Source organism: Flavobacterium granuli, assembly GCF_031456055.1.
Taxonomy (GTDB): Bacteria; Bacteroidota; Bacteroidia; order Flavobacteriales; family Flavobacteriaceae; genus Flavobacterium; species Flavobacterium granuli_A.
Genome location: NZ_JAVDTX010000002.1, coordinates 278,848 through 304,542 on the forward strand (window position 1 = coordinate 278,848; position 25,695 = coordinate 304,542).

Genomic DNA, 25,695 nt, shown 5'->3' on the forward strand with positions numbered 1-25,695 from the left:
TTTATAAACTTTAAATTATCAAAAAGAATTTTATCAAAATTCAAAACTTTTACCATCCTCAGCCAATAGCACTTCTTTAAAAATCGTTTCTGCTTCTTTTTTAAAAACATCTATACTATCGTAGCGAGTAGAATAATGACCTAAAATTAATTGTTTTACATTTGCTTTCAAAGCAATTTTGGCAGCTTCTTTGGCAGTCGAATGCATCGTTTTCTGCGCCAATGTTTCTTCAGATTGCAAGAATGTAGATTCATGATATAATACCGTAACATTTTCTATTAAAGGAATTATTTCCTCAGAATACTTAGTATCGGAACAAAAAGCATAACTCAATGGAGGAATTGGCTCAAATGTCAATTTATGATTGGGTATAATGCGACCATCCTCAAGCGTGATATCTCTACCGTTTTTGATGTTCTGATAATAGCATTTATCAATTTCATAATCACGAACCGCATTCAAATCTAGCCTGCGCTCCCCTATTTTCTCTTGAAATAAAAAACCATTTGTATAAACTCGATGTTTTAATGGAATGGTTTTTACGATTACTTTATCATCTTCATATACAATTACACTTTCCTTCGATTCCAATTCATGAAAGAACAATTGATAATTAGTCCATGAATTTGATAATTTTAATTGCAAATCAATTATTTCTTTAATTCCTTTTGGACCATAAATATGTAAATCTGTAGTGCGTCCTAAAAGTGCAAAAGTAGAAATCAAACCTATTAATCCAAAAAAATGATCCCCATGCAAATGAGAAATAAAAACATGATTAATTTTTGAAAATTTTAATTTGTTTTTACGCAACTGAACTTGGGTTCCTTCTCCACAGTCAATTAAAAAAAGCCTGTTTTTAATTTCTAAAACCTGCGAAGTAGGATTGGTTAAAGTACGAGGAGTAGCGGCATAGCAGCCTAATATGGTAAGTTTCAAAATTAGTTTATTTGTTTAATTGTTGAATCGTTTATTTATTGAATTGTTTATTTGTTGAAATAATAAACTTTACCAGTTTTAACCAATTTAAATTTAAATGATTAAACAAATAAACGGTTAAACAATTTTAAAAACCTAAATCTCTTTCAATTTCATCCATTTCAATCAAATCTTGAGCTTCCAATTGGGTAGGAACAACTGTAATAGAAACAGGAACTTTATTATAGTCTAAATCTTGAACAACAAAAACCAAGGATTTTTTTTCTTTTTTATGTTTTTTGGCTAACTCAGAAAAAATTTTAATCGATTTTACATCAACCGATTTGTCATGCGAAATATCTAAAATAAGATTATGATCTTTAAAACTATTGTATTGATTATTTATTTTCTCAAGAAATTCTACAATATCCCCTTCAGTATCTTTAATTATAATTGTATGTCCTTTGGTAGTAACTTTCATAATCGGTGCTTATTGGATTTTTGATGCTAAAAGATAGATAACTGCCATTCTAATAGCAACACCATTCTCTACTTGATTTAAAATAACTGATTGTTGTGAATCGGCTACATCACTTGTAATTTCAACTCCACGATTTATAGGTCCTGGATGCATAATTACAATTTCTTTATCGAGTGAATCCAATAAAGCTTTATCAACTCCATATTGTTGAGCATACTCTCTGGTAGATGGAAAAAAATTAACGTCCATTCTCTCATTTTGAACTCTCAGCATATTTGCTACATCACACCATTCAAGTGCTTTACGTAAATTAGGCTCAACTGTTACTCCAAGTGATTCAATATATCTTGGAATAAGTGTTTTGGGTCCGCAAACTTTAACTTCGGCACCTTGCATTTGCAAAGCATATATATTGGAAAGCGCAACTCTTGAATGCAAAATATCACCAACAATAACCACTTTTTTCCCCGTTACATCTCCTAATTTTTCACGGATTGAATAACTATCTAATAAAGCTTGAGTAGGATGTTCGTGAGCTCCATCCCCTGCATTTACAATACTTGCCTTAACATTTTTTGATAAAAAATAAGCGGCACCTGGATTTGAATGTCGCATAACTACCATATCTACTTTCATAGAAAGGATATTATTAACAGTATCAATTAATGTTTCTCCTTTTTTTACTGATGATTGTGCTGCCGAAAAACTAATAACATCAGCAGATAAACGTTTTTGAGCTAATTCAAATGATAATTTTGTTCGTGTACTGTTTTCAAAAAAAATATTAGCAATTGTAATATCTCGCAATGAAGGCACTTTCTTAATTGGACGATTAATTACCTCTTTAAAATGATCGGCAGTTTCAAAAATCAGGTTAATATCATTTTCGTTAATATATTTAATACCTAATAAATGATTTACACTTAATTCGCTCATTATGTTTCTTATTTATTCGTTTAAATTGTTTAATCGTTTACTCTAAATTCTGCAATCAGTTGGTGACTAAATAAACTCCATCTTCTCCATCTTGCTCAGCCCAACAAACTTTAACCTTCTCACCATTAATTGCATCAACTTGACGACCACGATAATCCGGTTGTATTGGCAAGTCTCTACTAAAACGACGATCGATTAACGCCAACAATTCAATTCCTGAAGGTCTTCCAAAAGATTGAATAGCTGTCAAAGCAGCACGAATACTGCGTCCCGTGTACAATACATCATCAATGAAGATTACCTTTTTCTCTTCTACTAAAAAATCAATTTGTGTTTTATTGGCTTCCAAAGGCTTGTTGGTTCTTCGGAAATCATCTCTAAAGAAAGTGATGTCCAAATATCCCAAAGACACATTAGGTATATGATATTCTTTTTCTAACAATTCTTTTAGTCGTTCTGCCAAAAATGTTCCTCTAGGCTGAATACCTATCAAAACAGTATCAGAAAAGTTAAGATGTTTTTCAATTAATTGACAAGCCAAACGATTCAAAATAATATTGACTTCTTTTGAATTGAGTAACACTTTTTGATTCATATGAGCAATTATTTGTTTTTAAAAGATTTACGACTTTATCAATCTAACATTCGATTTTAAAACATCGTAGGTTTTTGGTTAAGCAAATATACAAATTCCGATTTAGGATTTATTAATTGCAAGACTAGAAAATTTTTTCTTTTTTTCTAAAAGAAACCCATGTTGAGTTATACCAAATATACTCCTTACGAATAGGATCTTTTGAACATTTGCCTACAAAAAAAAACTCCCACATAAATGCAGGAGTTAATAATTTATAGAAACTTATTTATTCTTATGAATACATTTTAGATCTTAATTCTTGAACTTTTTCATCATCCAAATATTCATCAAAAGTCATGTAACGATCAATTGCTCCATTTGGTGTTAATTCAACCACACGATTACCTACTGTTTGAGCAAATTCATGGTCATGAGTTGTAAAAATAACCGATCCCTTAAAGTTTTTCAATGAATTATTGAATGCGGTAATAGATTCCAAATCCAAGTGATTAGTGGGTTCGTCAAGCATTAAGATATTAGCGCGTTCCATCATCATTCTAGACAACATACAACGAACTTTTTCTCCTCCAGATAAAACTCGACTTGTTTTTAAAGCTTCTTCACCAGAAAAAATCATTTTCCCAAGAAAACCTCTAATAAAAACTTCATCACGCTCTTCCTCTGTTTTTGCCCATTGACGCAACCAATCAACTAAAGTGTAATCATTTTCAAAAAAAGAATGATTATCACCTGGCAAATAAGCCTGATTAGTAGTTACACCCCAATCGAATGTTCCGGAATCCGCTTCTTGATTCCCGTTTAGAATTTCATAAAATGCAGTTGTAGCACGTGAATCCTTTGAAAAAAGAACAATTTTGTCCCCTTTTGCCATATTCAAATCTACTCCTTTAAACAGCAAATCACCATCTACAGATGCACTCAAATTTTGTACATTCAAAATTTGATCTCCAGCTTCACGATCCTGATCAAAAATAATGGCAGGATAACGACGGCTAGAAGGTTTAATCTCTGAAATATTCAATTTAGAAATCATTTTTTTACGAGAAGTAGCTTGCTTAGATTTGGCCACATTCGCAGAAAAACGACGAATAAATTCTTCCAACTCTTGTTTCTTTTCTTCGGCTTTTTTGTTTTGTTGAGCACGCTGTTTAGCAGCTAATTGACTTGATTCATACCAAAAAGTATAATTCCCTGAATAATGATTTATTTTACCAAAATCAATATCCGATATATGTGTACAAACAGAGTCCAAAAAGTGTCTGTCGTGAGAAACTACAATTACTGTATTTTCATAGTTTGCCAAGAAGTTTTCTAACCAAGCAATAGTCTCAAAATCTAAGTCATTGGTAGGCTCATCCATGATTAATAAATCAGGATTTCCAAAAAGAGCTTGTGCCAAAAGCACTCTCACTTTAATTTTCCCTTCCAAATCTCCCATTAATGTATAATGGTTATCTTCTGAAATACCAAGGTTTGAAAGCATTGAAGCAGCATCAGAATCGGCATTCCAACCATTCATCTCTTCAAATTGAACTTGCAACTCTCCTATTCTGTCTGCGTTTGCATCATTGTAATCCAAATAAAGGGCGTCCATCTCTGTTTTAACAGCATACAAAACTTTATTACCCATCATCACGGTTTCCAATACCGTGTGTTCGTCAAACATGTTGTGGTTTTGGTTTAAAACCGACATACGTTTTCCTGGTTCCAAATGAATATGTCCCGAAGTTGGGTCGATATCACCTGCAATTATTTTAAGAAAAGTTGATTTTCCAGCACCATTGGCTCCAATAACTCCATAAATATTTCCGTGTGTGAAGGTTGTATTTACTTCGTCAAACAAAATTCGTTTGCCAAACTGAACTGATAAATTATTGACTGTTAACATGAATGTCTTTTTATTAAAATTTTGTGCAAAAGTACAAAAAAATAATGATTTTCTTTATTCAAATAAAACCTGATAAAATTTTATCAGGTTCTCAATATTATATTTTCTCTCCATTTAAAATATACTAGTTGTTATCGCAAAAGCGAAAAATGTCCTTTTGTAAATCTTCCGTCAGATAAATATAAAGTGTACCAATAGTCGTCAGCTGGCAAAGGAAGATTATTAAACGTACCATCCCACCCCACCTCTTTTGGCGATATTTGTTTTAGAAGTTTACCAAATCGGTTAAATATATCAATGATTGCATTTGAATTAGATGGAGTGTTTAAATCCCAAAGATTCCAATTGTCATTTATACCATCTCCATTTGGTGTAAAGTATTTTGGGGCACCTAAAACAGAAATTGTTTGATGTAGAATACCACAGCCATTAATGTCTTTTATATACAGATCGTGAATACCAGTGGCAACGCCATCAAAAATGGGAGAAGGTTGATAATTTCCGGATATATTATCTAAAGAATACTCATAAATTCCTTGCCCTAATACAGAAATTGTAACCTTTTTTACTTCGGTAAAATCGTCTATTATAACTTCATAAATTTCAGCACGTTCAGAGTTCTTCACTGTAAATATCCGCTCTTTTGTGCAACCTCCTTTATTTTTAACTGCAACAGTGTATGTTCCTTCTTTATAAACTTCTATCTCTGAAATTATTTCTCCGTTTGGAAACCATTTGTATTGGTAATTAATTAAATCAGAGCTGGTAATTCCTGTATCTAATTTTATTGAATCATCTGTTTGATCTAAACATAAATACAATACTTCATTTTTTTCAAGATTTGGCAAAACGGCCACTTTAAGCTCAATAGTATTAATACCAATGCAATCATTTTCATTTTGGACTCTAGCATATACCGTTTGTTGATAAGGCTGCGTATTTGTAAAACTTGAAGATATTGGACTTTGGAACAATTGCGCATTTTCCAATGTTAAAAAATAAGCGACTTTATTTCCATTATTTTCGAAGCCCGCGTCAGCTAAATTAAATTTTACAATACCATCGACTATACCATCATCATCACATTTTTCTATTATTTGGGTTAATGTTATTCCTTTTTTTACTTTCAAATCCACAGTTGTAAAAGCATAACAAGCGGTGGTTTCATTTGTTACTTTGGCAATTATTGTTTGCGGATTTGTACTATTGGTGTACAAGGTATCTAAGGAATTTACATCATTTTGAGCATCTGCATTGTTAAGGTAAAATTTCACAGAAAACTGTGAATCACTTAAAGTCAATGCTTCTGATGCTTCCGAGAGATTAAATGTTTTTATATCACTTGGTACATTACCAATATCACATTGTGTCAACTGAACAGGTTTTACATTCGGAAGCGTTTTATTTATTATTAATTTAAAAGGCTTAAAAACGCTACAAAGCGATTTTGTATCCATTATTTTAGCATAAATAGTTTCTTCTTGATAAGCCACTTTGTTAACATAATCTTTTGGCAATAGTATCATATCATTTGCGGTGGGATGATATGTTACGATTCTGTTTGGATTATTGTCTTGTAATAACAAATCATTTTCTGCTAAATTGAAATGAACAAAACCCGTTTGATTTACATCACAACCAGCTATATTTAATGGATAAGGTGTCTGTAACTGCTCTACCGTAAAAACAAATTCCTCAACTACAAAACATTTAGAAACAGTATTGGTTAATCTAATATATCCTATTTGTGGACTTTCGGTATTTCGAAATCCGTTAGGAAGCCTTCGGATATCTATTATTGCATCCTCACCCCTAGTGTAAAAAGAAGCTTCAACATTACTTTGATTTCCTACAGCAATAGCAGCAATTTCATTTAGATCGATATTTGTAATAAAATCATTTACACCGTCCGATTCACAGATTTTAGCACCATAACTATCGAATATTTTTGGCGTTTTTATCTCAGGAGGAGCGTCTATTGTTGCAGTACCATTAAAATCAATTGAAAACTGATTATATGGAGGTCCTGCATCCATAACAACAATATAATAACTTTCTCCTGCTTTTACGTCTAACATTTCAAGAAAGCCATTCCCTTCGTTAGACTCCTTACTATTTCCATAAGCATTAGGAATTAATCCAGTTGCATTTTTTGTTGAAAATATTTTTGTAGGTGAAGTATAAGAACAACGAATAGACTGTCCAATATCGCCACAAGGAACGTTTGGGCCAAAAACAAAAAAGTTTAAATCTGCTTTGGGATCTAGACTTTTGGGAGTCAATACAAACCCAAAACTACCGCCAGTTACAATGGTTACTTTCAGCCATATCATAGGAGAATGAAGGTAATTTCCGCAGCTTACATGACCATTAAACTGAGTGTCATCTGGATATGTTTTTATTACTCCTGTAAAAGTTGTATTGCCACATATAGTAAGAGCACTGGCACAATCTCCTTGTGAAAAAGACATTTGACAAAATAAAATGCAACAAAATAAAAATATTTTTTTGATAGGTATCATTAGTATATTTAATATTATAACACGTTTAATCTTACCCGGAAGGAAAAACTTCAAAAAAAACCTGGTAACGAGTTACCAGGCATTATATATTGTTTTCATATAAAAACAATAGCAATTCAAAATAAAAGAAATCATAGTAAAATATAAATAACCAAACTCAATCTTAACGATTACAACTTTAATTTTTGAATTTAAATTTTTATTATGCTTGAACTAACTTTTTCAAGCTATTATAAACTGCTAATTCAACATCAGCATGATCTTTAGAATTACACTTTTCAAGTAACTCATTCAATATTGTCGCATTTATATTTTGTTTCTTTTCTATTTTAAGCAACAATTGCTGAGAAATATCATTTAAACTTTTAGACAATGGCAAAAGTGGCTGAACCAATGGAGCATTGTTGCTTAAAACATTTAAATCTGAGTTCATTTTAATCCATTTATTTAAATAACTTACAACAGCAGATTGGTTTTCGATTGATTTATTACTTAAATAATTAGTAACAGCTTGATTAAAATCTAAAGCATCTGAAGCATCTGAAGTACAAACATCAGCAAATAAGGTCAATGGAGAATACATTTTATATTCAGTTCCCCCGCTATTTCTGGTATAACCTTTTAATGGCTCACAAACATTGGACAAATCAAGCAAAGCATCACTTTTTTGATTATTGCTAATATTTCTTAACAAACTTTCTTTGCTTTTTAGATGTGTCAAACCTAACTCTTCCAATCTAAAAGAAATAGTTTTCAGTCTTTTGCGTAAGCTATTGATATCAGTTACATTCTCATTTGACCAAAAACGCTCTGCGATTGCTGCTGTTCTAGGCCAAATTCTACTGTCTAATGTAGCAGGAGTAACCAATTCTGTCCACATGGTAGCTTCACCTCCTAAAATCCTTGCTTTTTCTTCATCAGTGAATGTTACATTTTTAGGCATTGGATCTACTGTATAATGATCTTCAACTCCATAAATCAAATCAATATAATATCCATTAGACAAAACAGTTTTATATCCTCCTTTGGCAGCCTCGACTAATGATTTTCCTGCTGCAAGCCCTTCGTTTGAACCTTTCCAAGAATGAATTACCGCTTCTTTAGACATATTTTTGGTCATAATTTCTTCCCAGCCCATTAATTCTTTATTGTGTTTTTTGAGCATCGGAATTAACTGCATGGTAAAATAAGTTTGCAGTTCATGATTAGTCGCTAAATTATGTTTCTTTTTGAATTCTTGAATTTTAGGATTTGAGTCCCAGTCTTTGCCCTCATTTTCATCTCCTCCAATATGAAAAAACTTTCCAGGAAATAATGGACAAACTTCATCAAAAATAGAGCTTATCAACTCGTATGTTTTTGGATTTGAAGGATCCAAAGTAGGAGTAAAAATACCAGCGTTTCTTTCAAGAGCATAGGATTGTACTTGTGTAAGTTGCTGTCCTTTCTCACCAGAATTCACATTCAGATTCACCACTTTACTTCCTATTTCCGGGTAAGCCGCCAAAATTGCCGTTCCATGACCTGGCATATCAATTTCCGGAACTACTAAGATTCCTCTATCCGCAGCATATTTTACGACGTTTTTAATTTCTTCTTGAGTATAATAATTTCCATCCGATGCCATTTGAATCAACTTCGGGTGTTTTTTCATTTCAATTCTCCAACCTTGATCATCTACCAAATGCCAGTGAAAAACATTCATTTTTACAGCAGCCATTCCATCCAAATTTCTTTTAATAACATCAACAGGCATAAAATGTCTCGCTCCGTCAATCATTAAGCCTCTCCAAGTAAATCTTGGAAAATCAGAAATTTTTGAAACTGGAAAATAAAAAGAATTACTATTGTTTTGCAAAAGTTGCAATAATGTTTCCAAACCATGCAATGCTCCAACATCAGTAGTAGCATTTATTGTAATTTTATTTGGAGTTACATCTAGTAAATAACTCTCATCTTCATATAGCTCAATTTTTCCGCTTCTCACACAATTAATTTGCAATTCAGCTCCTGGAACTTCATTCAAACCAGTTATAAACCCTTGGTTAAAAAACAGGCCTGTTCTTCCGTCCAATCTTCTCAAAAAGTTAGTTGCTCCAGTAAATATTCTTGCATTAGGAGCTCCAGTAATATTCAATTTAAAATTCTTTGTTAGTACAAAAGAACCATCATTAAGGCTTATGTTTTGTGGCCATGGCATAAGATTTAATTGCTCTTTAGTAATTTGAGCTGTGGAAATGAAAGATGCAAATAAAAAAAACAGAATATATTTCATTTGATAATAAAAAAAATGTTAGTAAAAATGTAAAATAGTGCCAAACCCAAGTTTTAAAGTTCTAAAAAAACTTAACGTCCAGCACTAAACTTAACACAAAACAAAAAATTATGGTATTTTAGTACTCAAAACGTTTAAAGGCTTCAATCGCTTCATATTCGGCAAGACCAAGCTTATCGTAAACTTTTGCTGTATTTTTATTTCGATCTTCAGCTCTAACCCAAAATTCTCTCGAATCATTACCTTGGAACATCACCCTGTCTTTTTGTGATTGGTGATATAAAATGGCTTGTCTTTTCAACATAACTTCATCCGGACTCAATGGCACTGCCATATCAATTTCATGAATATCCCATTCATGCCAAGCTCCTCTATACAGCCACAACCAACAATCGTTCATGAATGGCTTCGGTTTTAATGCTTTCATAGCCGCAAAAATGGCATTCAAACACACTTCATGTGTACCGTGTGGATCAGCAAGATCTCCTGCAGCAAATACTTGATGTGGTTTAATTCTCTCAATAATTTCTTTTACAATAGCAATATCTTCTGTTCCCAATGGCTTCTTTTGAACCATTCCTGTTTCATAGAATGGCATATCCAAGAAATGGGTATTTTCGTCTTTTAAACCGATGTATCTCGTTGCTGCATAAGACTCACGTCTTCTAATCAATCCTTTTAATTTGCGGACTTCATCAGAATCGCTTTGTCCAATCGTTTTTGAATTGATTGAATCAATTACTGACTGAAAATTGATTCCTGATTTATCACCTTCAACAAAATCATTACACACTTCGGCAAACTTCAATGCTTCATCATCAGTAACCGCAATGTTCCCAGAAGTTTGATACACCACATGTACATCATGACCTTGTTTGATTAATTTGGCAAATGTTCCTCCCATCGAAATAACATCGTCATCTGGATGTGGACTGAACAAAATCACTCTTTTCTTGGCTGGATTTGCTCTTTCCGGTCTGTGTGAATCATCTGTATTCGGTTTTCCTCCAGGCCATCCCGTAATGGTATGTTGCAAAACATTGAACATATTTATATTCAAATCGTAAGCTGAACTTCCTGCTGCCAATAAATCAGACATTCCGTTGTTGTTGTAATCTCTGTCGGTCAATTTAAGAATTGATTGATCCGTATGTTGACAAAGCCATACAATTGCTTTGTTTTTCAATTGTTCGGTCCAGATACACTCCCCTACTAACCAAGGTGTTTCCAATCTGGTCAATTCCGAAGCTGCTCCTTCGTCTAATACAAATGTTGTATTGTTATGATTTTGCAAAAAAGTTGCAGGAACTTCAGAACTGATATCACCTTGAATCGTTCTCTTGATAATCGAAGCTTTGTTTTGTCCCCAAGCCATCAAAACAATTCTTTTGGATCTCAGAATAGTAGAAACTCCCATCGTAATTGCTTTTTTTGGAACATTCCCAATTCCATTAAAATCACCAGAAGCATCTACTTTGGTAATATGATCCAAAGTGATAATTCTCGTTCCCGAATTGATATGTGAACCTGGCTCATTAAAACCAACATGCCCAGTACGACCTATTCCCAACAATTGAAAATCCAGTCCTCCGGCATTTTTTATATTCATTTCATAATCTACACAAAACTGGTTTAAATCTTCTAAAGCAACTGTTCCGTCTGGAATATTGATATTTTCAGGTCTGATGTCAACATGATTAAAAAGATGTTGGTGCATGAAGTAATAGTAACTTTGGTTACTTTCCTTTGGCATAGGATAATATTCGTCCAAGTTGAAAGTAACAACATTATCAAAACTCAATCCTTCTTCCTTGTGCATACGAACCAATTCCTGATACACTTTTATTGGTGAAGAACCAGTAGCCAAACCTAATACACATTTTTTATTTTTTTCTTGTTTTGTGCGAATTAAACCAGCAATCTCCTGAGCGACGATTATTGAAGCATCAGCTGAGTTTTTAAAAATTACGTTGTGGATTTTTTCAAAACGGGTATCTTCAAACTGACCTGCTTTTTTGAAGCTTATGTCATTACCGATGTTTGATGTAGTTCTCATGTTGTTTTTTATTATAAATTTTTAATCTTAAAAAGTAACAATTAAATATTATTTGGTGATCAAATATTTAAATTTAATTTACAAATTAATATCTTTTTTTTTGTGTTGAAGCAAAAACCATACTAGTTTGCTCATATATAATTTTTATTTAAAAAAATAAAAGAAATTTCAATAGTAATTAGCTCTTAAAACAAAGTAAAATTACTTTACAAATCGGAGCGATTGGCTATAAAGCCTTTAAAAATCAATTAAAAAAATCTTGCAACATCATTTTTCAATCCTTTATTTTATATCCAGACAGGCAAAAACCTGTCTGGAATAAAAAATAACTATTTGTGTTTTTTTTTAGAAATTAGATCCAGTAGTATCCCACCAAAGTCTAGTTCCTCCATTATCAGGTCCTCCTAATTTTGCCAGACCAGTTTCAATACCACCAGGGTTACCATCTTTCTCAGACTGTACAAAATTTACTCTACGAGGACCAAATTCTGTAGTTACTGTTCCACCACTTGTATTATGTAACACTCTGAATAATTTAGGGTAACCTGTTCTTCTGTATTCAGACCAAGCTTCTTGTCCTTCTGGGAAGTTAGCAATCCATTTTTGAGTAATAATTTTCTGCAATTTAACTTCGTTACCAGCTGCACCATCCCAAGCAATAGTTACATTATTTACTGCAGTTCCATTATTACCAGAATCTTTAACATCAACGAAATCTTTGGCAGTTTTTACGTTATCAGCTATGTAAGCTGCTGCTCCTGAAGCACCATGTTGTGTAAACGAAGTTGTTATACCCGCTTCATATAAAGCCTGAGCAGTTCCACCCATATTCCAACCTCTCAAAGCACCTTCCGCTCTTAAGAAATATACTTCCGCAGTAGTCATTAATACTTTTTCATTTGACCCAACAATTGAACCAATTTCAGACATACCTGTACGATCAGACTTAGCTATCATATCAATTCCTGTACGAACTCCTCTGTATTCACCAGGAAAATCAGCTGATTCCTTAAAATATTTAGCAAGTCTTGGATCAGAATATCCATTCATTATTGATTCCATATCTGCAGACATTCTAATATCACCCCATGCAGAAGATATTGTCAAAATTGGATCAATATAATTAGGAATAATAACTTTAGCTATATCAGCATTTGTAGTCATTACACCAAAAGGATGACTGATTGCTTTTTCAGCTTCAGTTTTAGCCAAAGCTGGTTTAATTTTAACAATTCTCATAGCTAAACGCAAACGCAATGAATTTGCATACTTAACCCATTGTTTGTAATCACCAGCGTATGCACTCATATCAGTACCAGCAAAAGTTGAAGCTTCACCAGCATTTACTCTTTTAGTCAATTCTGCAACAGCAAAATCAAGTTCAGAAAACATTTTAGTATACACTTCTTCTTGTGAATCATATGCAATTGTAGCATCTGTAGTACCAAATTGAGAATATACAATTGGTCCAAATACATCAGTTACCCTATGCATTCCTTCCACTTTCAAAATCAAGGAAATAGCATAGAATTGATCATATTTCCCTTTAGTTCTTTGCTCGATTTTAAGCGTATTTGCCATTACATCTGTATAAGGCAAGTCCCAAATAAAACCATTCCAACCATCAACATAGTTGTAATTTGAGTTATCTCCTGCAGCCCCTTTAAAAGGAGTTGGAGTAGCCATATAACCAGACCATATATCAGCACTTAGGTTTTGTTGCAATTGGTATTTCCAATGTAAAGTATTGAAAATCCCAGTAAAAACGGTTACAAAAGGAACTCTTACATGATTAAAATCTTGCTCAAGATCTGTGGCGGTAATCCCAGTTGGATTAGTATTAGTTTCATTGAAATCGCTTGTACAGCTTACTATTGCAAGCAATGAAGCGCAAATAGCAGTTGTTTTTATTTTATTTAGTATCATGATGATATATATTAGAAAGTTACATTTAAATTAAGACCGATACTTTTTGTAGATGGTGCTGCATAAACATCAATCCCTTGTAAACCATTACCTGTACTTAAAGAAATATTTGGATCAAATGGTGCGTCTTTGTAGAAGAAGAATAAATTTCTACCCACTAAAGATAAATTAGCTGTTTTGAAAATTTTACTGTTTTTAAGATCAAATGTATATCCTAAAGCCAATTCTCTTAAACTTACGTTAGTTGCATCATAAACATACTCTCCTGTTGCGCCTTCTCTACCACCAACTTGGCTATAGTAGCTTTCTGAATCATATTTTCCAGCATATGCTTGACCCGCTTTTGTAGTTCCTGGAGCATAAACTGCATTAATATCAACACCACCTGCATCTCTAGAATTTCCTGTTGCTTGAGAAACACCAAATTTGTCATTTACAGCTTCAGTTAAGCTCATTACATCTCCACCAAAACGTCCGTCAATAGTGAAGTTTAAGAAAAAGTTACCAAATTTGAATGAGTTATTAAAACCTAACATATAATCTGGATTCGCATTCCCAACTTCTTCAAAACCTGTCTTTTGAATAGAACCATCTTCATTCAATAAAACTCTTCCTTGGTCATCTTTCTTAAGATTAATTCCTTCGATAACTCCAAATGGACGACCATTAATCAATGAATATCTATAACTATTCACACCTGCTGGAGTTAGAATAACTGTACCTCCTAATTCTTCTGGTAATCCAGAAACTTCATTGTTGTTTTTTGAATAGTTTACAGTAGCATCCCATTTAAATTTATCATTATCGATAATTCTAGCATTAACCAATACCTCAATACCATTATTTTTAATTACACCTCCATTGTAAGCATAATTTTGGTATCCTTCAGCATTTGTAGATGGTGCAGGAATTGTAAGCAACTGATCTTTAGTTTCATTATTATAGTACGTCAATTCTATTCCAAATCTGTTATTAACAAATCTCCATTCAGTACCTAACTCATATGAATCTTGACTTTCAGGTTTCAAATTTGTACCTGGTCTTGGACCAACAGTTGGATTAATATTTTGTGGATTTGATGCAACATAAGCCGAAGTTGGCGATGTATAAAATGCTGGAACGTCATTACCAACTTGTGCATATGAAGCACGAACTTTACCAAATGTAATTGCTTCAGGCATTGTAAAAGTCTCAGATATAAGCCAAGTCACCCCAACAGATGGATAGAAGAAAGACATATTCCCCGTATTTGCCAATGTAGAAGACCAGTCATTACGTCCTGTAACATCTACATACAACATGTTTTTGTAACCAAAAGTAGCTGCAGCAAAAACCGATTGTTGCTCTCTACGGAAACCGTAATTTTGATAATTACCAGTATTAGAATTAAAATTGTGAAGTGTAAACCAATTTGTAATACCTAAACCAGATGGATCAGAATCTAAAACAGTTTCATCATTAAGCGAAGTTTTTGTAAAACTTGTTCCTACGTTTGCAAAGAATGTAAGATCATCGTTAAATTTAGTATTAATAGTAGCAATTAAATCTCCATAATTTTGAGTACTTACATTATTAATATTGATGTATCTACCATTTGGATGAGACAAAGTACCTTGTGTAGTTGCATAAATTTCTTTATCAAATTCTGAAGTAATTCTATCATAATTATATCTAGATCCAACAGAAAGCCAACTATTAACTTTATAGTTTAACCCAACAGCACCATTCATATATTGGCTACCATCTTTAGATTTATTACGATTCAATCCCCAATATGGATTTTGTTCGATATCTCTATTAGTCATCCAATTTTGAACCATCATATTTCTAGCAGGGTCAAAAACTTCAAAATTATTTTTATATTCGTTAAAATCATATCCTCTAGGCATCAAGTAAAGACCAGTAAGAGGGTTAAAATACAAACCACTAGTAGGTCTGTTTGTAACATACTGAGAGGTGTAATTTGCATTAGCATTTACTGTCAATCTGTCTCCAAAGAATTTTCCCATTTGTCTGATGCTAAAGTTATTTTTACTCAAACTGTTAGTTGGTAAAACTCCATTAGATGAAGTATTAGCATAAGATATATTAGTAGCAGAATTTTGAGATCCAGTAGAAAAACCAAATGAAGATATTTGAGTAACTCCTGTATCAAAAAAGTCTCTTGTATGATCTGGAGTTCTTTGTGCAGCTCCCCATGACTCATCTGCTCCTGGTTTAGCGATGTAAGAAGTTTGAAACTTAGGCAAATAAGCTGCTGTTTCAACTGTAGTATTTGAAGATACTTTGAATGTTGAAACTCCTTCTTTTGCTTTTTTAGAAGTCAATAAAATTACACCTCTAGCACCTTGACTACCGTATAAAGCCGTTGCTGATGCACCTTTAAGTACAGTCATACCTTCAAAATCATCTGGATTCAACAACCCTATAACATCTCCCCCATCTCGGTTACCACCTTGAGTAGAACCAAACGAATCATTAGGCTGTATAGAAGATATATTCAACATTGGTACACCATCAACAACATATAAAGGATTGTTGTTTGTTGTAGATGAATTTCCACGAATAGTAACTTTTGTAGATCCACCTGAACCTCCAGCACTTTTAGTTACAGCAACTCCCGCAATTTTACCTGCAATCGTATTCATAAGATTCGGATCTTTTGCTCTAACTAGATCTTCACCTTTTAGCTCTTGAGCTGAATAAGTTAAAGATTTTTTTGATTTCTTAATACCTAATGAAGTTACAACCACTTCTGTCAACGCAGTAGAACCTGCTGAATTCAACTTTACATCGATTGTTGAAGACTCTCCTACTACTACATTTCGAGTTTCATATCCTAAATATGAAACCACCAATGTAGCACCTGACTTAACTTCAATTGTAAATTTACCGTCAAAGTCTGTTGTAGCGCCATTAGCTTCGCCTTGTACGTTAACATTTGCACCTGGTATAGGGGTACCCGCTGCATCTGAAACAAAACCATTGATTTTTTTTACCTGCGCAAGGGTTACTTGCGTCGTAAAAATAATCATCACGATTAAAAAAATTTTTTTCATTTTTAAATTATTTTTTGTTAGTTATAGCGTAAAATTATTCTTAACGTACTGTTAAAAAAAATATATTAAACCAACAGCATTACTTTTTAAACCAACGACATGTTTTAATCAATAATGCGTTTTTCGAAAACGTTTGCTTAAATATTTTTTAAACTCTTCTACCTATATTTCAACATTTTTTTCATCAAAATGCTTTTTTTAATGACAAAATGATTATTGTTGCAAAATTAAATTCTAAATAATTCTATTTACCGCATTACAACATTCACCGTTATAAATGAAAAAAAAAAACTCCAAAATAAAACCCATAAACTATGTATGGTTCTGGTTAATCTGGTTTTTTCTTAATTTTTTGCGTTGGGGGGCGTATTTTAATGATTATAAATATTCCTTCAAATCCAATTTATTGGAGTATGCTATTCATATTCCTTTTGTATATTTCAATATATTTATACTCGTCCCTTTATTCGTTTTAAAATCAAAATATATTAAATACACCCTTTCATTATTAGTCAGCTTGGCTGTCGTTTACCTTTTAAAAACGGGGTTAACCTATTATATAATTTCGGAGAATATTTGGCCTGAAGCCAATAGAGACTATAGACCATTTGAAATAAACCATATTGTTGCCGTTACTATTGGTGAAATTTATGTTCTTGCAATAGCATCGTCCTTCTATTATTTGCTAACTTGGTTAAGAGAAAGAGATCGCAACAAAGCGATAATGGAAAATCAAATTAAAATCAAATTAAAATATTTGAAAAACCAGATTCAGCCTCACTTCTTTTTTAACACCTTGAATAATTTATATGCATTATCACTGGAATCATCAAACAAAGTTCCAGATGTTATCATTAAACTCTCCAATTTGATGGAATATGTCCTATATGACATAGATGATACTAAATTTGTACCGCTTATAAAAGAAATCGATTACATTCAAAATTATATTGAAATTGAAAAATTACGATTTCAAAATGTAGAAGTTGCGATAAACTTAGAATCAAATATTGATAATATAAAAGTTCCACCTCTATTGTTTATTACACTTATTGAAAACGCTTTTAAACATGGAGGTTTAAATAACGGAAAACTGAAAATGAAAATAAATTTTAGGATTGTGAATTCGAAACTTGAATTTGAAATAATAAATAATTTTGTAATTTCACCACCGTTAAAAAGCAAAAAAGGAATTGGTTTATCTAATACAAAAAAAAGATTGAAGCTAATTTATAAAAATGATTTTAGCATAAAACAGATGATAAAATTCAACTTTTTTATTATAAAAATGCAAATACCTTTATATAATGAAGATTAAATGTGTATTAATTGATGATGAACCCTTAGCTATAAGAGTATTGCTCAATTATTTTGGAAATTTTTCAGACTTTGAGGTTATCGGTACATTTAATAATTCATTAGAAGGACTCGAATTTATAAATTCAAATAATGTTGATGCCGTATTTTTAGACATCAATATGCCTATGATGACAGGGTTTGAATTAATCAGTTTAATTGAAAATAAAACTCGAGTTGTCATCACAACTGCTTTTAGGGAATTTGCTGCCGAAAGTTATGACTTGGAAGTATTGGATTATTTAGTAAAACCCATTCCATTGCCTCGTTTTATAAAATGCATTCATAAAATTGAAGCCGAATACAATTTAAAAAATAATATCAAAATTGAAAACCATCATATTGAACCACATATTTTTATCAAAGTCGATAAAAAAATGATGAAAATTAATATTGATGAGATTCTTTTTGTCGAAGGAATGAAAGAATACATCAAAGTCGTTACTCCCGAAAAAACTTATATCACTCATAAATCATTGACTTCATTAACAGAAGAATTACCTACAGATCGATTTATGCGTATCCACAAATCATACACTATAGCATTGAATAAAGTAAAATCTATTGAAGGCAATAGAATACAAATTTTATCTTATACCATTCCTATAGGTCGAAATTACAGTAAAGAAGTTAAAAGCAAAATCCTAGAATAATATCTACTTACATACTAGATATTAACTCAATAAAATGTAATGAAATAACTATTTGTTGACGAAATAATGTCGTTTATATAAAAGTGAAAAACTTTATATCAGAAAATTTTTTTTTGAAATTCTTAACAAATATATTTACAGTCTTGCAGCATCAAAAAATTAATAATAACCAAAAACTTAAACTTTTAAAAATTATGAGTTCAGAAAATTCACAAACCAAATGGGGACAGTTTATCCCCTTAGTCATCGTATTCTTCTTTTGGGGATTTGTAGCTGCAAGTAACGATATTCTTATTCCGGTTTTCAAAACAGCATTTAATTTAACGCAAGGAGAAAGTCAATTAGTAGCTTTTGCCTTCTATATAGCATATACCGTAGGTTCTCTTATATATATGGGAATTTCAGTTATAATAAAAGAAGATTTAGTAAACAGAATTGGATACAAAAATGGACTGTCAATAGGTTTGATTATTTCGGCATTGGGTACACTTTTATTTTATCCTGCTGCGAATACAGGCTCTTTTACATTAATGTTGGCAGGATTATTTATTGTAGGACTAGGGTTTTCACTACAACAAACCGTGGCTAATCCATTGGCAATTGCTTTAGGACCAATTAAAACTGGTTCCCAACGTTTGACATTGGCAGGAGGTATCAACAATTTAGGAACAACAATAGGTCCGTTAATTGTAAGTTTTGCCATTTTTGGTTCAAGTACAAATGCCAATACCACTGCAAGTATTGAAAGCGTAAAAATCCCATACCTTATATTAGGATTGGCTTTTTTAATAGTTGGTATTTTATTAAAATTCTCATCGTTACCAGAGCGACCAGAATTAATTGAAGAAGATGATTCCCATGATGCAACATCAGTAAAAACATCAGCCTTACAATATCCTCAATTAGTATTGGGTATGATTGCAATCTTTTTATATGTTGGGGTTGAAGTTTCTACAGCAAGTAACCTACCTGCATATATGGAAAGTAAATTAGGTTTTTTAACCAAAGATGTCGCTCCATACATATCTTTATATTGGGCAAGTTTAATGATTGGCCGTTGGACTGGAGCTGTTGAAGCTTTTACTGAAAATATGAGCCTATTAAAAATATTGCGTTTTATTGCTCCATACTTAGCATTTGGTGTGTTTTTGGTTGTAAATGCAATTGCTAATCATGATTTAACTCCTTTTTACATCTATGGATTGGTAATTTTAGTCCTAATTGGAGCTGATATGGCGAGTAAAGGAAATCCAGCCAGAATGCTGTTAATTTTTTCTTCTTTAGGTATATTAGCAACTGCTGTCGGTATGGGAACTACAGGAATGATAAGTGTTTATGCCTTTACCAGTGTTGGTTTATTTTGTAGTACTCTTTGGCCATGTATCTTTACTTTAGCTGTAAGTGGATTAGGAAAACATACTAGCCAAGGAAGTAGCTTCCTAATCATGATGATTATGGGTGGTGGTTTTGTGAGTGTGGGCCAAGGTGCAGTAGCCGAAATCATTGGAATACAAAACAGCTACATCGTCGGTATCATTTGTTTTGCTTATCTTGCTTTTTATGCTTGGAAAGTAAGTTCAATTTTAAAAGCGCATGGAATCGATTTTGATAAAAAAGTATCTGGAGGACATTAAAACAGTTTTCAGATTTGAAAATTCAGTAAAATGAATACAAATAAAAATCCCATTTTGCAGAATAGCAAAATGGGATTTTTTATTAACCTCAAGTTTTAAAACAGAAAATCTGAACACTTTTAAATTCTTTAAATCATAAAAAAGTCTCATATCATTACGAAATGAGACTTTTTTATTAGCATTTTCAGTCTGAAACTGATTACTTTTTTACTTGTTTCCTTTTTCAAAATCAGCAACAAATTGAGCTAATCCGATATCAGTCAATGGATGTTTTAATAAACCGTAAATTGCAGATAATGGTCCTGTCATTACATCAGCTCCAATTTTAGCACAATTTACAATATGCATAGTGTGACGTACAGAAGCAGCAAGAATTTCAGTTTCATAACCATAGTTATCATAAATCAAACGAATTTCTTCAATAAGAGCCAAACCGTCAGTAGAAACATCATCTAAACGACCAATAAAAGGAGAAACATACGTAGCTCCTGCTTTTGCAGCCAATAAAGCCTGACCAGCAGAAAATACTAAAGTGACATTGGTTTTAACACCTTTATCAGAGAAATATTTTGCAGCCATTACTCCTTCTTTTGTCATTGGTAATTTAACAACGATTTGATCGTGTAAATCAGCTAACTCTTCACCTTCTTTGATCATACCGTCGTAATCCAACGCATTCACTTCAGCACTTACATCTCCTTCAACTAAATTACAGATGTCAACATAATGCTTCAAAATGTTATTTTTTCCTGTAATTCCTTCTTTAGCCATTAATGATGGATTTGTAGTAACTCCATCCAAAACGCCTAAGGCTTGTGCTTCTTTAATTTGAGCTAAATTAGCTGTATCAATAAAAAACTTCATAATATATTTATATTTAATTGTGTGTTTAAAAAATTCGGTGCAAAATTACAATTTATAATGATTCATCAGCATTTTTTCATACACTTTATCAGGTAGAATTCTCTTCAATACAATAGAGAACTTTTGCATAAAAGCACCGACTTTATAATGAATTTTTGGATTAGAATTTTGAATCACTTCACAAACTGCTTCGGCCATTTCATTTGGATTGCTTCCATTATCCACGTGTTCATTCATGGTTTTCAAGTTATTTCCATAAGACAACTCATAAGCCGAACCTTTTATTACAGGTGCATGAAAACGTCCTGCAGCAATATTGGTAGCAAAATCACCAGGAGCTATATTGGTAATTTGAATTCCGAATGACTTCACTTCCATACGCAATGCTTCGGTAATTAATTCCAAAGCACCTTTTGAAGCTGAATAAACACTGCGATAAGGTAATCCCATATATCCAGCAATTGAGGTAATATTAATAATTAATCCCGATTGTTGCGAACGCATTTGTGGCAAAACCGCTTTCATCACTTCAATTGGTCCAAAAAAGTTGGTTTCAAAATTATTTTTGATTTCCTCCATCGGAATTTCTTCCAAAGGTCCTGTAATACCAACTCCTGCATTATTTATCACAACATCTAGTCTTCCGGAAATCTCAATAACTTTGGCAACTGCCAAATGAATGGAATTTGCATTCCTAACATCTAAAGTAATTAGAGGAAAAATCGAATTAAGTACACGTTCTGGGTTTCTACTCGTTCCATATACCACGAATCCTTTTTGATGTAAAAATTCTCCAATTGATTTCCCTATTCCTGAAGATCCTCCCGTAATTAAGACTACTTTATTCATTGTTATCTGTTATGATTTATGGATTATGGGTTGAGAGAAGTAGATTAATTTTATATATTCTAAATATTAGTACACTACTAAAAATTTACAACTTCAAATTTCCTGAAATTTATTTTCTTTATTATAAAATCTAAATACTTATTGGGTAAAAATAAAAAAATCCTCCCGAAGGAAGACTACTTTTGCAAAATTCTTGTATAGAATATGAAATTAAAAAAAAATGGCAAGCGATCTACATCGCACCGCTCAACCACGTACCCTTGCTATGTTCCCATCCTGGGGGAGTCTGCAGGAGCTGGTCGTGTAGGACTTGCCGGTGCAAATATACAATCTTTTTATATCTTTGCAAGGGCTTTGCCTCTTAAAATTATCGTTGTATATTGGCTTTTTAAAATTTCAAAAATATGAAAAACTATAACTTCCTATTTATCATTTTCTTAGGAATAATTTTAGCAAATTGTGGGAACACAAAAAATGGTGAAAATTCTATATTTACCTTCGATAATTCCAATTACAAGGCACATTATACCTCTGATGATGCTATATCGTTGGGTATTTTAAACCCAAATTCTAAAGAAATTGACAGTATAATCTATTTTGTAAACGATAAAAAAGTAGGTTTCAAAAAAGGAAATGAGAAATTAAACTTCAATTTGAAAGATCAAAAACTGGGCTATCAATACCTTAAAGCTTTAGTCTATTTTGATGGCGAAAACTCGGAAGCAACTGCAAGAATAGAAATGGTTTCGAATGTACAACCTAAATTATTAAACTATAAAATTCTCAATACTTACCCGCATGATCCAGCATCTTTTACAGAAGGATTTGAATTTTACAATGACACATTGTGTGAAAACACAGGACAATATGGATCATCGTATTTTAGGAAATACGATTATAAAACAGGTAAAATTTATAAGCAAATTGATTTAGATCAAATGTATTTTGGAGAAGGAATCACCTTTATAAACGGTAAATTATATCAATTGACTTATAAAGAAAAAACAGGTTTTATATATGATGCTAAAACGCTGAAATTAGAGAAAAAATTCACCTACGAAAAAGATATCGAAGGCTGGGGAATGACTAATGATGGCACTTATATCTATCAAACAGACGGAACAGAAAAAATTTGGAAAATGGATCCAAAAACTCAAAAAATGATTGATTATATTAATGTATATTCTGCCGATTCCAAAATAAAAGCCATTAATGAGTTAGAATGGATCAATGGTAAAATCTATACGAATGTTTGGCAAAAAGATGCTATTGCAGTTGTAAACCCAAACACTGGATCAGTTGAAGGAATTTTGAATATGTCTGGTTTGAAAAAATTTATAAAAAATGCAAATGCTGATGTTCTAAACGGAATTGCTTACAATCCAAAAACCAAAACTATTTTTGTAACTGGTAAATATTGGGACAAAACGTTTGAACTTATTATTACTGAATAAATACAAATGACAACATTAATAGTTAATATTAAAGAGCTGCTTCAGGTTCGTGAAAATTCTGTTTTAAAAGTATCCGGAGCTGAAATGTCTATTTTGCCCACAATAAAGAATGCTTTTTTACTCATCAAAGATGATTTGATTTCTGATTTTGGATCTATGGACAATTTACCTAAAATTGCCGTTGATAAAACTATCGATGCTACCGGAAAAATAGTTCTTCCATCTTGGTGTGATAGCCATACTCACATCGTTTACGCCGGTAATCGCGAACAAGAATTTGTTGATCGCATTAACGGAATGACTTATGAGGAAATTGCCAATCGAGGTGGTGGAATCTTAAATTCAGCAAAAAAACTTAACGAAACCTCAGAAGAAGACATTTACAATCAATCGAAAGAGCGTCTTGAAGAAGTAATACGATTAGGGACGGGAGCAGTTGAAATCAAATCAGGTTATGGTCTTACAGTTGAAGGAGAACTCAAAATGCTTCGCGTTATCCAACAATTATCCAAAAACTACCCAATAACCATAAAAGCAACTTTTCTTGGAGCCCACGCCTTCCCTACCGCTTTTAAAGACAATAAAAAAGGTTATATAGAATCAATCATACACGAAATGCTTCCTGAAATTGCCAAAAACAAATTGGCCGATTTTATTGATATCTTTTGCGAAACAGGTTATTTTTCAGTTGAAGAGACCGAACAAATTATGGAAGCAGGAATTCAATTTGGCTTAAAGCCAAAAATTCATGTCAATCAATTCAATTCTATTGGAGGAATACAATCTGGCGTAAAATACAATGCGCTTTCGGTAGATCACCTTGAAATAATGAAACCAGAAGACATAGAAGATTTAAAAAATACCGAAACAATGCCGGTTGCTTTACCTTCTTGTTCCTATTTTTTAAGCATTCCCTACACACCGGCACGCGACATGATTGCGGCAGGACTTCCTTTGGCTCTTGCTACCGATTTTAACCCTGGTTCAACACCATCAGGAAATATGAATTTTGTAATTGCCACAGCGTGCATCAAAATGAAAATGACTCCCGAAGAAGCCATAAATGCTGCAACCTTAAATGGTGCTTATGCGATGGAAATTTCTAAAACTCATGGGAGTATTACCAAAGGCAAGAAAGCCAACTTAATCATCACAAAAGCAATACCATCTTATTATCAATTACCGTATGCTTTTGGCAGTAATCTAATTGATAAAGTAATGCTTGATGGTGGAATTATTGATTAATATTTTAAAGTTTTAAAAAAATTGAAGCAAAATAAAAAAAGGGAACGATATTCAGATTGAATATCGTTCCCTTTTTTTATTAAAAAAAATTGTCTCTTATTTTAAAGAGAAATTTGTTGATGAAACCAATTGATCCTTATCGAAAACATTTACGGAATACATTCCTTTTGCAAAATCTTTTCCAGCTAAATCTTGAGATACTTGAACAGTTTTGTTTTCATATTTCACACTAGAAACAAAACTATATAACAATTCTTTAGATCCAAAAGTAATAGATTTAGCCTCACCCAATACATTATTTTTGCTATCAATTACTTGCACATAATAATCTTTATCCCCAGATTTGGCAATAGAATTCTCAGCAATAGTAAAGCTTATTTTAAGAACGTCTGCTCTACTGGCTTTATCTGTAGCAACTTCTTTTCCTGAGTTTTTTAATTTATAAGCTGCAGTTTGCAAATTCAATATTGATAATTTAGATCCTTTATCAACAGTTTTTGCTAACTCTTCATTTTGCCCAACTAAAACTTCATTGAATTTTTGTGCTTGACCCAAAACAACAACTGTACTATCACGTTGATTAGTCAAAGTTACGTTTTGTTTTTTCAAACCTTCATTTTCTTTCATCAATTCATTCATATGAGTTTGCATAGAACGAACTTGGCTTTTGTATTTTGATAAATCACCATTCGTTCTTTTAAGTTCATCCATCAAGTTAACGACTTTATCCCTTTCTTGAATTAATTCCTCAGACATTGAGGTATTTTCTGCAATAGCGGCATCATAAGTGGCTTTTAGATCTTGTAAATCTTTCATAACCGATTCTTTTTCTGATCCAACTTTTACAACTTCGGACTGAACTGATTCGACTTCAGAAGACATTTTAAAAATATAAACTAAACTCCCTACTAATAAAATAGCTAAAACGGCTATGACAGCTTTTAGACTTTGATTGTTTTTTTGATTTTCCATGTTAAAATA

At 32.3% G+C, this 25,695-nt stretch carries 18 protein-coding genes and 1 other RNA gene; 5 read left to right on the forward strand and 14 right to left on the reverse strand.

Annotated features, from left to right (window positions below; genetic code table 11):
* Positions 1–33: 33 nt before the first annotated feature.
* The 10 genes from J2W95_RS05455 to J2W95_RS05500 form a co-directional block, all read right to left on the reverse strand.
* Positions 34–939: a ribonuclease Z gene (locus tag J2W95_RS05455; RefSeq protein ID WP_310004751.1), complete on the reverse strand. Its 906-nt coding sequence runs from the start codon at positions 937–939 to the stop codon at positions 34–36.
* Positions 940–1,066: 127 nt separating this feature from the next.
* Complete coding sequence (locus J2W95_RS05460; RefSeq protein WP_310004753.1) at positions 1,067–1,399, reverse strand: ribonuclease Z; 333 nt, start codon at positions 1,397–1,399, stop codon at positions 1,067–1,069.
* A 9-nt stretch (positions 1,400–1,408) separates the two neighbouring features.
* Entirely contained in the window at positions 1,409–2,335 is a 927-nt protein-coding gene (locus tag J2W95_RS05465; protein ID WP_116798305.1) for an aspartate carbamoyltransferase catalytic subunit, read from the reverse strand.
* Positions 2,336–2,390: 55 nt separating this feature from the next.
* A complete protein-coding gene (gene pyrR / locus J2W95_RS05470) occupies positions 2,391–2,930 on the reverse strand; it encodes a bifunctional pyr operon transcriptional regulator/uracil phosphoribosyltransferase PyrR (RefSeq protein WP_310004755.1) in 540 nt (179 codons plus the stop codon).
* A 274-nt stretch (positions 2,931–3,204) separates the two neighbouring features.
* Positions 3,205–4,821, reverse strand: a complete 1,617-nt coding sequence (locus tag J2W95_RS05475; RefSeq protein WP_310004757.1) for an ABC-F family ATP-binding cassette domain-containing protein — start codon at positions 4,819–4,821, stop codon at positions 3,205–3,207.
* Positions 4,822–4,952: 131 nt separating this feature from the next.
* Positions 4,953–7,292: a T9SS type B sorting domain-containing protein gene (locus J2W95_RS05480; protein ID WP_310004758.1), complete on the reverse strand. Its 2,340-nt coding sequence runs from the start codon at positions 7,290–7,292 to the stop codon at positions 4,953–4,955.
* Positions 7,293–7,545: 253 nt separating this feature from the next.
* Entirely contained in the window at positions 7,546–9,618 is a 2,073-nt protein-coding gene (locus J2W95_RS05485) for a beta-N-acetylhexosaminidase (RefSeq protein WP_310004761.1), read from the reverse strand.
* Positions 9,619–9,736: 118 nt separating this feature from the next.
* Positions 9,737–11,674 (reverse strand): glucosamine-6-phosphate deaminase, encoded by a 1,938-nt coding sequence (gene nagB / locus J2W95_RS05490; RefSeq protein ID WP_310004763.1) that lies wholly within the window; start codon positions 11,672–11,674, stop codon positions 9,737–9,739.
* 345 nt (positions 11,675–12,019) lie between these two features.
* Positions 12,020–13,600: a RagB/SusD family nutrient uptake outer membrane protein gene (locus tag J2W95_RS05495; RefSeq protein WP_310004765.1), complete on the reverse strand. Its 1,581-nt coding sequence runs from the start codon at positions 13,598–13,600 to the stop codon at positions 12,020–12,022.
* Between the two features lie 11 nt (positions 13,601–13,611).
* On the reverse strand, positions 13,612–16,659 hold the full coding sequence (locus tag J2W95_RS05500) for a SusC/RagA family TonB-linked outer membrane protein (protein ID WP_310004767.1): 3,048 nt from the start codon (positions 16,657–16,659) through the stop codon (positions 13,612–13,614).
* Positions 16,660–16,936: 277 nt separating this feature from the next.
* Between J2W95_RS05500 and J2W95_RS05505 the strand changes: the two genes are divergently transcribed.
* The 3 genes from J2W95_RS05505 to J2W95_RS05515 all read left to right on the forward strand — a co-directional run bounded on the left by J2W95_RS05505 (position 16,937) and on the right by J2W95_RS05515 (position 20,302).
* Positions 16,937–17,977, forward strand: coding sequence for a sensor histidine kinase (locus J2W95_RS05505; protein ID WP_310004770.1), 1,041 nt, complete (start codon positions 16,937–16,939; stop codon positions 17,975–17,977).
* Positions 17,967–18,668: a LytR/AlgR family response regulator transcription factor gene (locus J2W95_RS05510; protein ID WP_310004773.1), complete on the forward strand. Its 702-nt coding sequence runs from the start codon at positions 17,967–17,969 to the stop codon at positions 18,666–18,668. Before J2W95_RS05505 ends, J2W95_RS05510 begins: the two co-directional genes overlap by 11 nt.
* Positions 18,669–18,862: 194 nt before the next feature.
* Positions 18,863–20,302 carry an MFS transporter gene (locus J2W95_RS05515; protein WP_310004775.1) on the forward strand — a complete coding sequence of 480 codons (1,440 nt, stop codon included), beginning with the start codon at positions 18,863–18,865 and terminating at the stop codon, positions 20,300–20,302.
* Positions 20,303–20,509: 207 nt separating this feature from the next.
* Here J2W95_RS05515 and fsa read toward each other — a convergent pair whose 3' ends face one another.
* The 3 genes from fsa to ffs all read right to left on the reverse strand — a co-directional run bounded on the left by fsa (position 20,510) and on the right by ffs (position 22,331).
* On the reverse strand, positions 20,510–21,166 hold the full coding sequence (gene fsa, locus J2W95_RS05520; protein WP_310004778.1) for a fructose-6-phosphate aldolase: 657 nt from the start codon (positions 21,164–21,166) through the stop codon (positions 20,510–20,512).
* Positions 21,167–21,211: 45 nt separating this feature from the next.
* The gene (locus tag J2W95_RS05525; protein WP_310004780.1) at positions 21,212–22,015 is read right to left on the reverse strand and encodes an SDR family oxidoreductase; all 804 of its coding nucleotides are present in this window, start codon (positions 22,013–22,015) and stop codon (positions 21,212–21,214) included.
* A gap of 218 nt (positions 22,016–22,233) precedes the next feature.
* Positions 22,234–22,331: signal recognition particle sRNA small type (ffs, locus tag J2W95_RS05530), an RNA gene on the reverse strand.
* Positions 22,332–22,419: 88 nt separating this feature from the next.
* Here ffs and J2W95_RS05535 point away from each other — a divergent pair.
* Positions 22,420–23,469: a glutaminyl-peptide cyclotransferase gene (locus J2W95_RS05535; RefSeq protein WP_310004782.1), complete on the forward strand. Its 1,050-nt coding sequence runs from the start codon at positions 22,420–22,422 to the stop codon at positions 23,467–23,469.
* A gap of 6 nt (positions 23,470–23,475) precedes the next feature.
* Entirely contained in the window at positions 23,476–24,714 is a 1,239-nt protein-coding gene (hutI, locus tag J2W95_RS05540; RefSeq protein ID WP_310004784.1) for an imidazolonepropionase, read from the forward strand.
* Positions 24,715–24,810: 96 nt separating this feature from the next.
* Here the strand turns inward: hutI and J2W95_RS05545 are convergent, their stop codons facing one another.
* Complete coding sequence (locus J2W95_RS05545) at positions 24,811–25,686, reverse strand: synaptonemal complex protein 1 (protein WP_310004786.1); 876 nt, start codon at positions 25,684–25,686, stop codon at positions 24,811–24,813.
* Positions 25,687–25,695: the final 9 nt, after the last annotated feature.

What these genes read in the sequence shown, in the direction of transcription:
- J2W95_RS05460 (WP_310004753.1), bottom strand. Translation starts at nt 1,399, where the DNA reads ATGAAAGTTACTACCAAAGGACATACAATTATAATTAAAGATACTGAA.
- J2W95_RS05465 (WP_116798305.1), bottom strand. Translation starts at nt 2,335, where the DNA reads ATGAGCGAATTAAGTGTAAATCATTTATTAGGTATTAAATATATTAAC.
- pyrR (WP_310004755.1), bottom strand. Translation starts at nt 2,930, where the DNA reads ATGAATCAAAAAGTGTTACTCAATTCAAAAGAAGTCAATATTATTTTG.
- J2W95_RS05475 (WP_310004757.1), bottom strand. Translation starts at nt 4,821, where the DNA reads ATGTTAACAGTCAATAATTTATCAGTTCAGTTTGGCAAACGAATTTTG.
- J2W95_RS05480 (WP_310004758.1), bottom strand. Translation starts at nt 7,292, where the DNA reads ATGTCTTTTTCACAAGGAGATTGTGCCAGTGCTCTTACTATATGTGGC.
- J2W95_RS05485 (WP_310004761.1), bottom strand. Translation starts at nt 9,618, where the DNA reads ATGAAATATATTCTGTTTTTTTTATTTGCATCTTTCATTTCCACAGCT.
- nagB (WP_310004763.1), bottom strand. Translation starts at nt 11,674, where the DNA reads ATGAGAACTACATCAAACATCGGTAATGACATAAGCTTCAAAAAAGCA.
- J2W95_RS05495 (WP_310004765.1), bottom strand. Translation starts at nt 13,600, where the DNA reads ATGATACTAAATAAAATAAAAACAACTGCTATTTGCGCTTCATTGCTT.
- J2W95_RS05500 (WP_310004767.1), bottom strand. Translation starts at nt 16,659, where the DNA reads ATGAAAAAAATTTTTTTAATCGTGATGATTATTTTTACGACGCAAGTA.
- J2W95_RS05505 (WP_310004770.1), top strand. Translation starts at nt 16,937, where the DNA reads ATGAAAAAAAAAAACTCCAAAATAAAACCCATAAACTATGTATGGTTC.
- J2W95_RS05510 (WP_310004773.1), top strand. Translation starts at nt 17,967, where the DNA reads ATGAAGATTAAATGTGTATTAATTGATGATGAACCCTTAGCTATAAGA.
- J2W95_RS05515 (WP_310004775.1), top strand. Translation starts at nt 18,863, where the DNA reads ATGAGTTCAGAAAATTCACAAACCAAATGGGGACAGTTTATCCCCTTA.
- fsa (WP_310004778.1), bottom strand. Translation starts at nt 21,166, where the DNA reads ATGAAGTTTTTTATTGATACAGCTAATTTAGCTCAAATTAAAGAAGCA.
- J2W95_RS05525 (WP_310004780.1), bottom strand. Translation starts at nt 22,015, where the DNA reads ATGAATAAAGTAGTCTTAATTACGGGAGGATCTTCAGGAATAGGGAAA.
- J2W95_RS05535 (WP_310004782.1), top strand. Translation starts at nt 22,420, where the DNA reads ATGAAAAACTATAACTTCCTATTTATCATTTTCTTAGGAATAATTTTA.
- hutI (WP_310004784.1), top strand. Translation starts at nt 23,476, where the DNA reads ATGACAACATTAATAGTTAATATTAAAGAGCTGCTTCAGGTTCGTGAA.
- J2W95_RS05545 (WP_310004786.1), bottom strand. Translation starts at nt 25,686, where the DNA reads ATGGAAAATCAAAAAAACAATCAAAGTCTAAAAGCTGTCATAGCCGTT.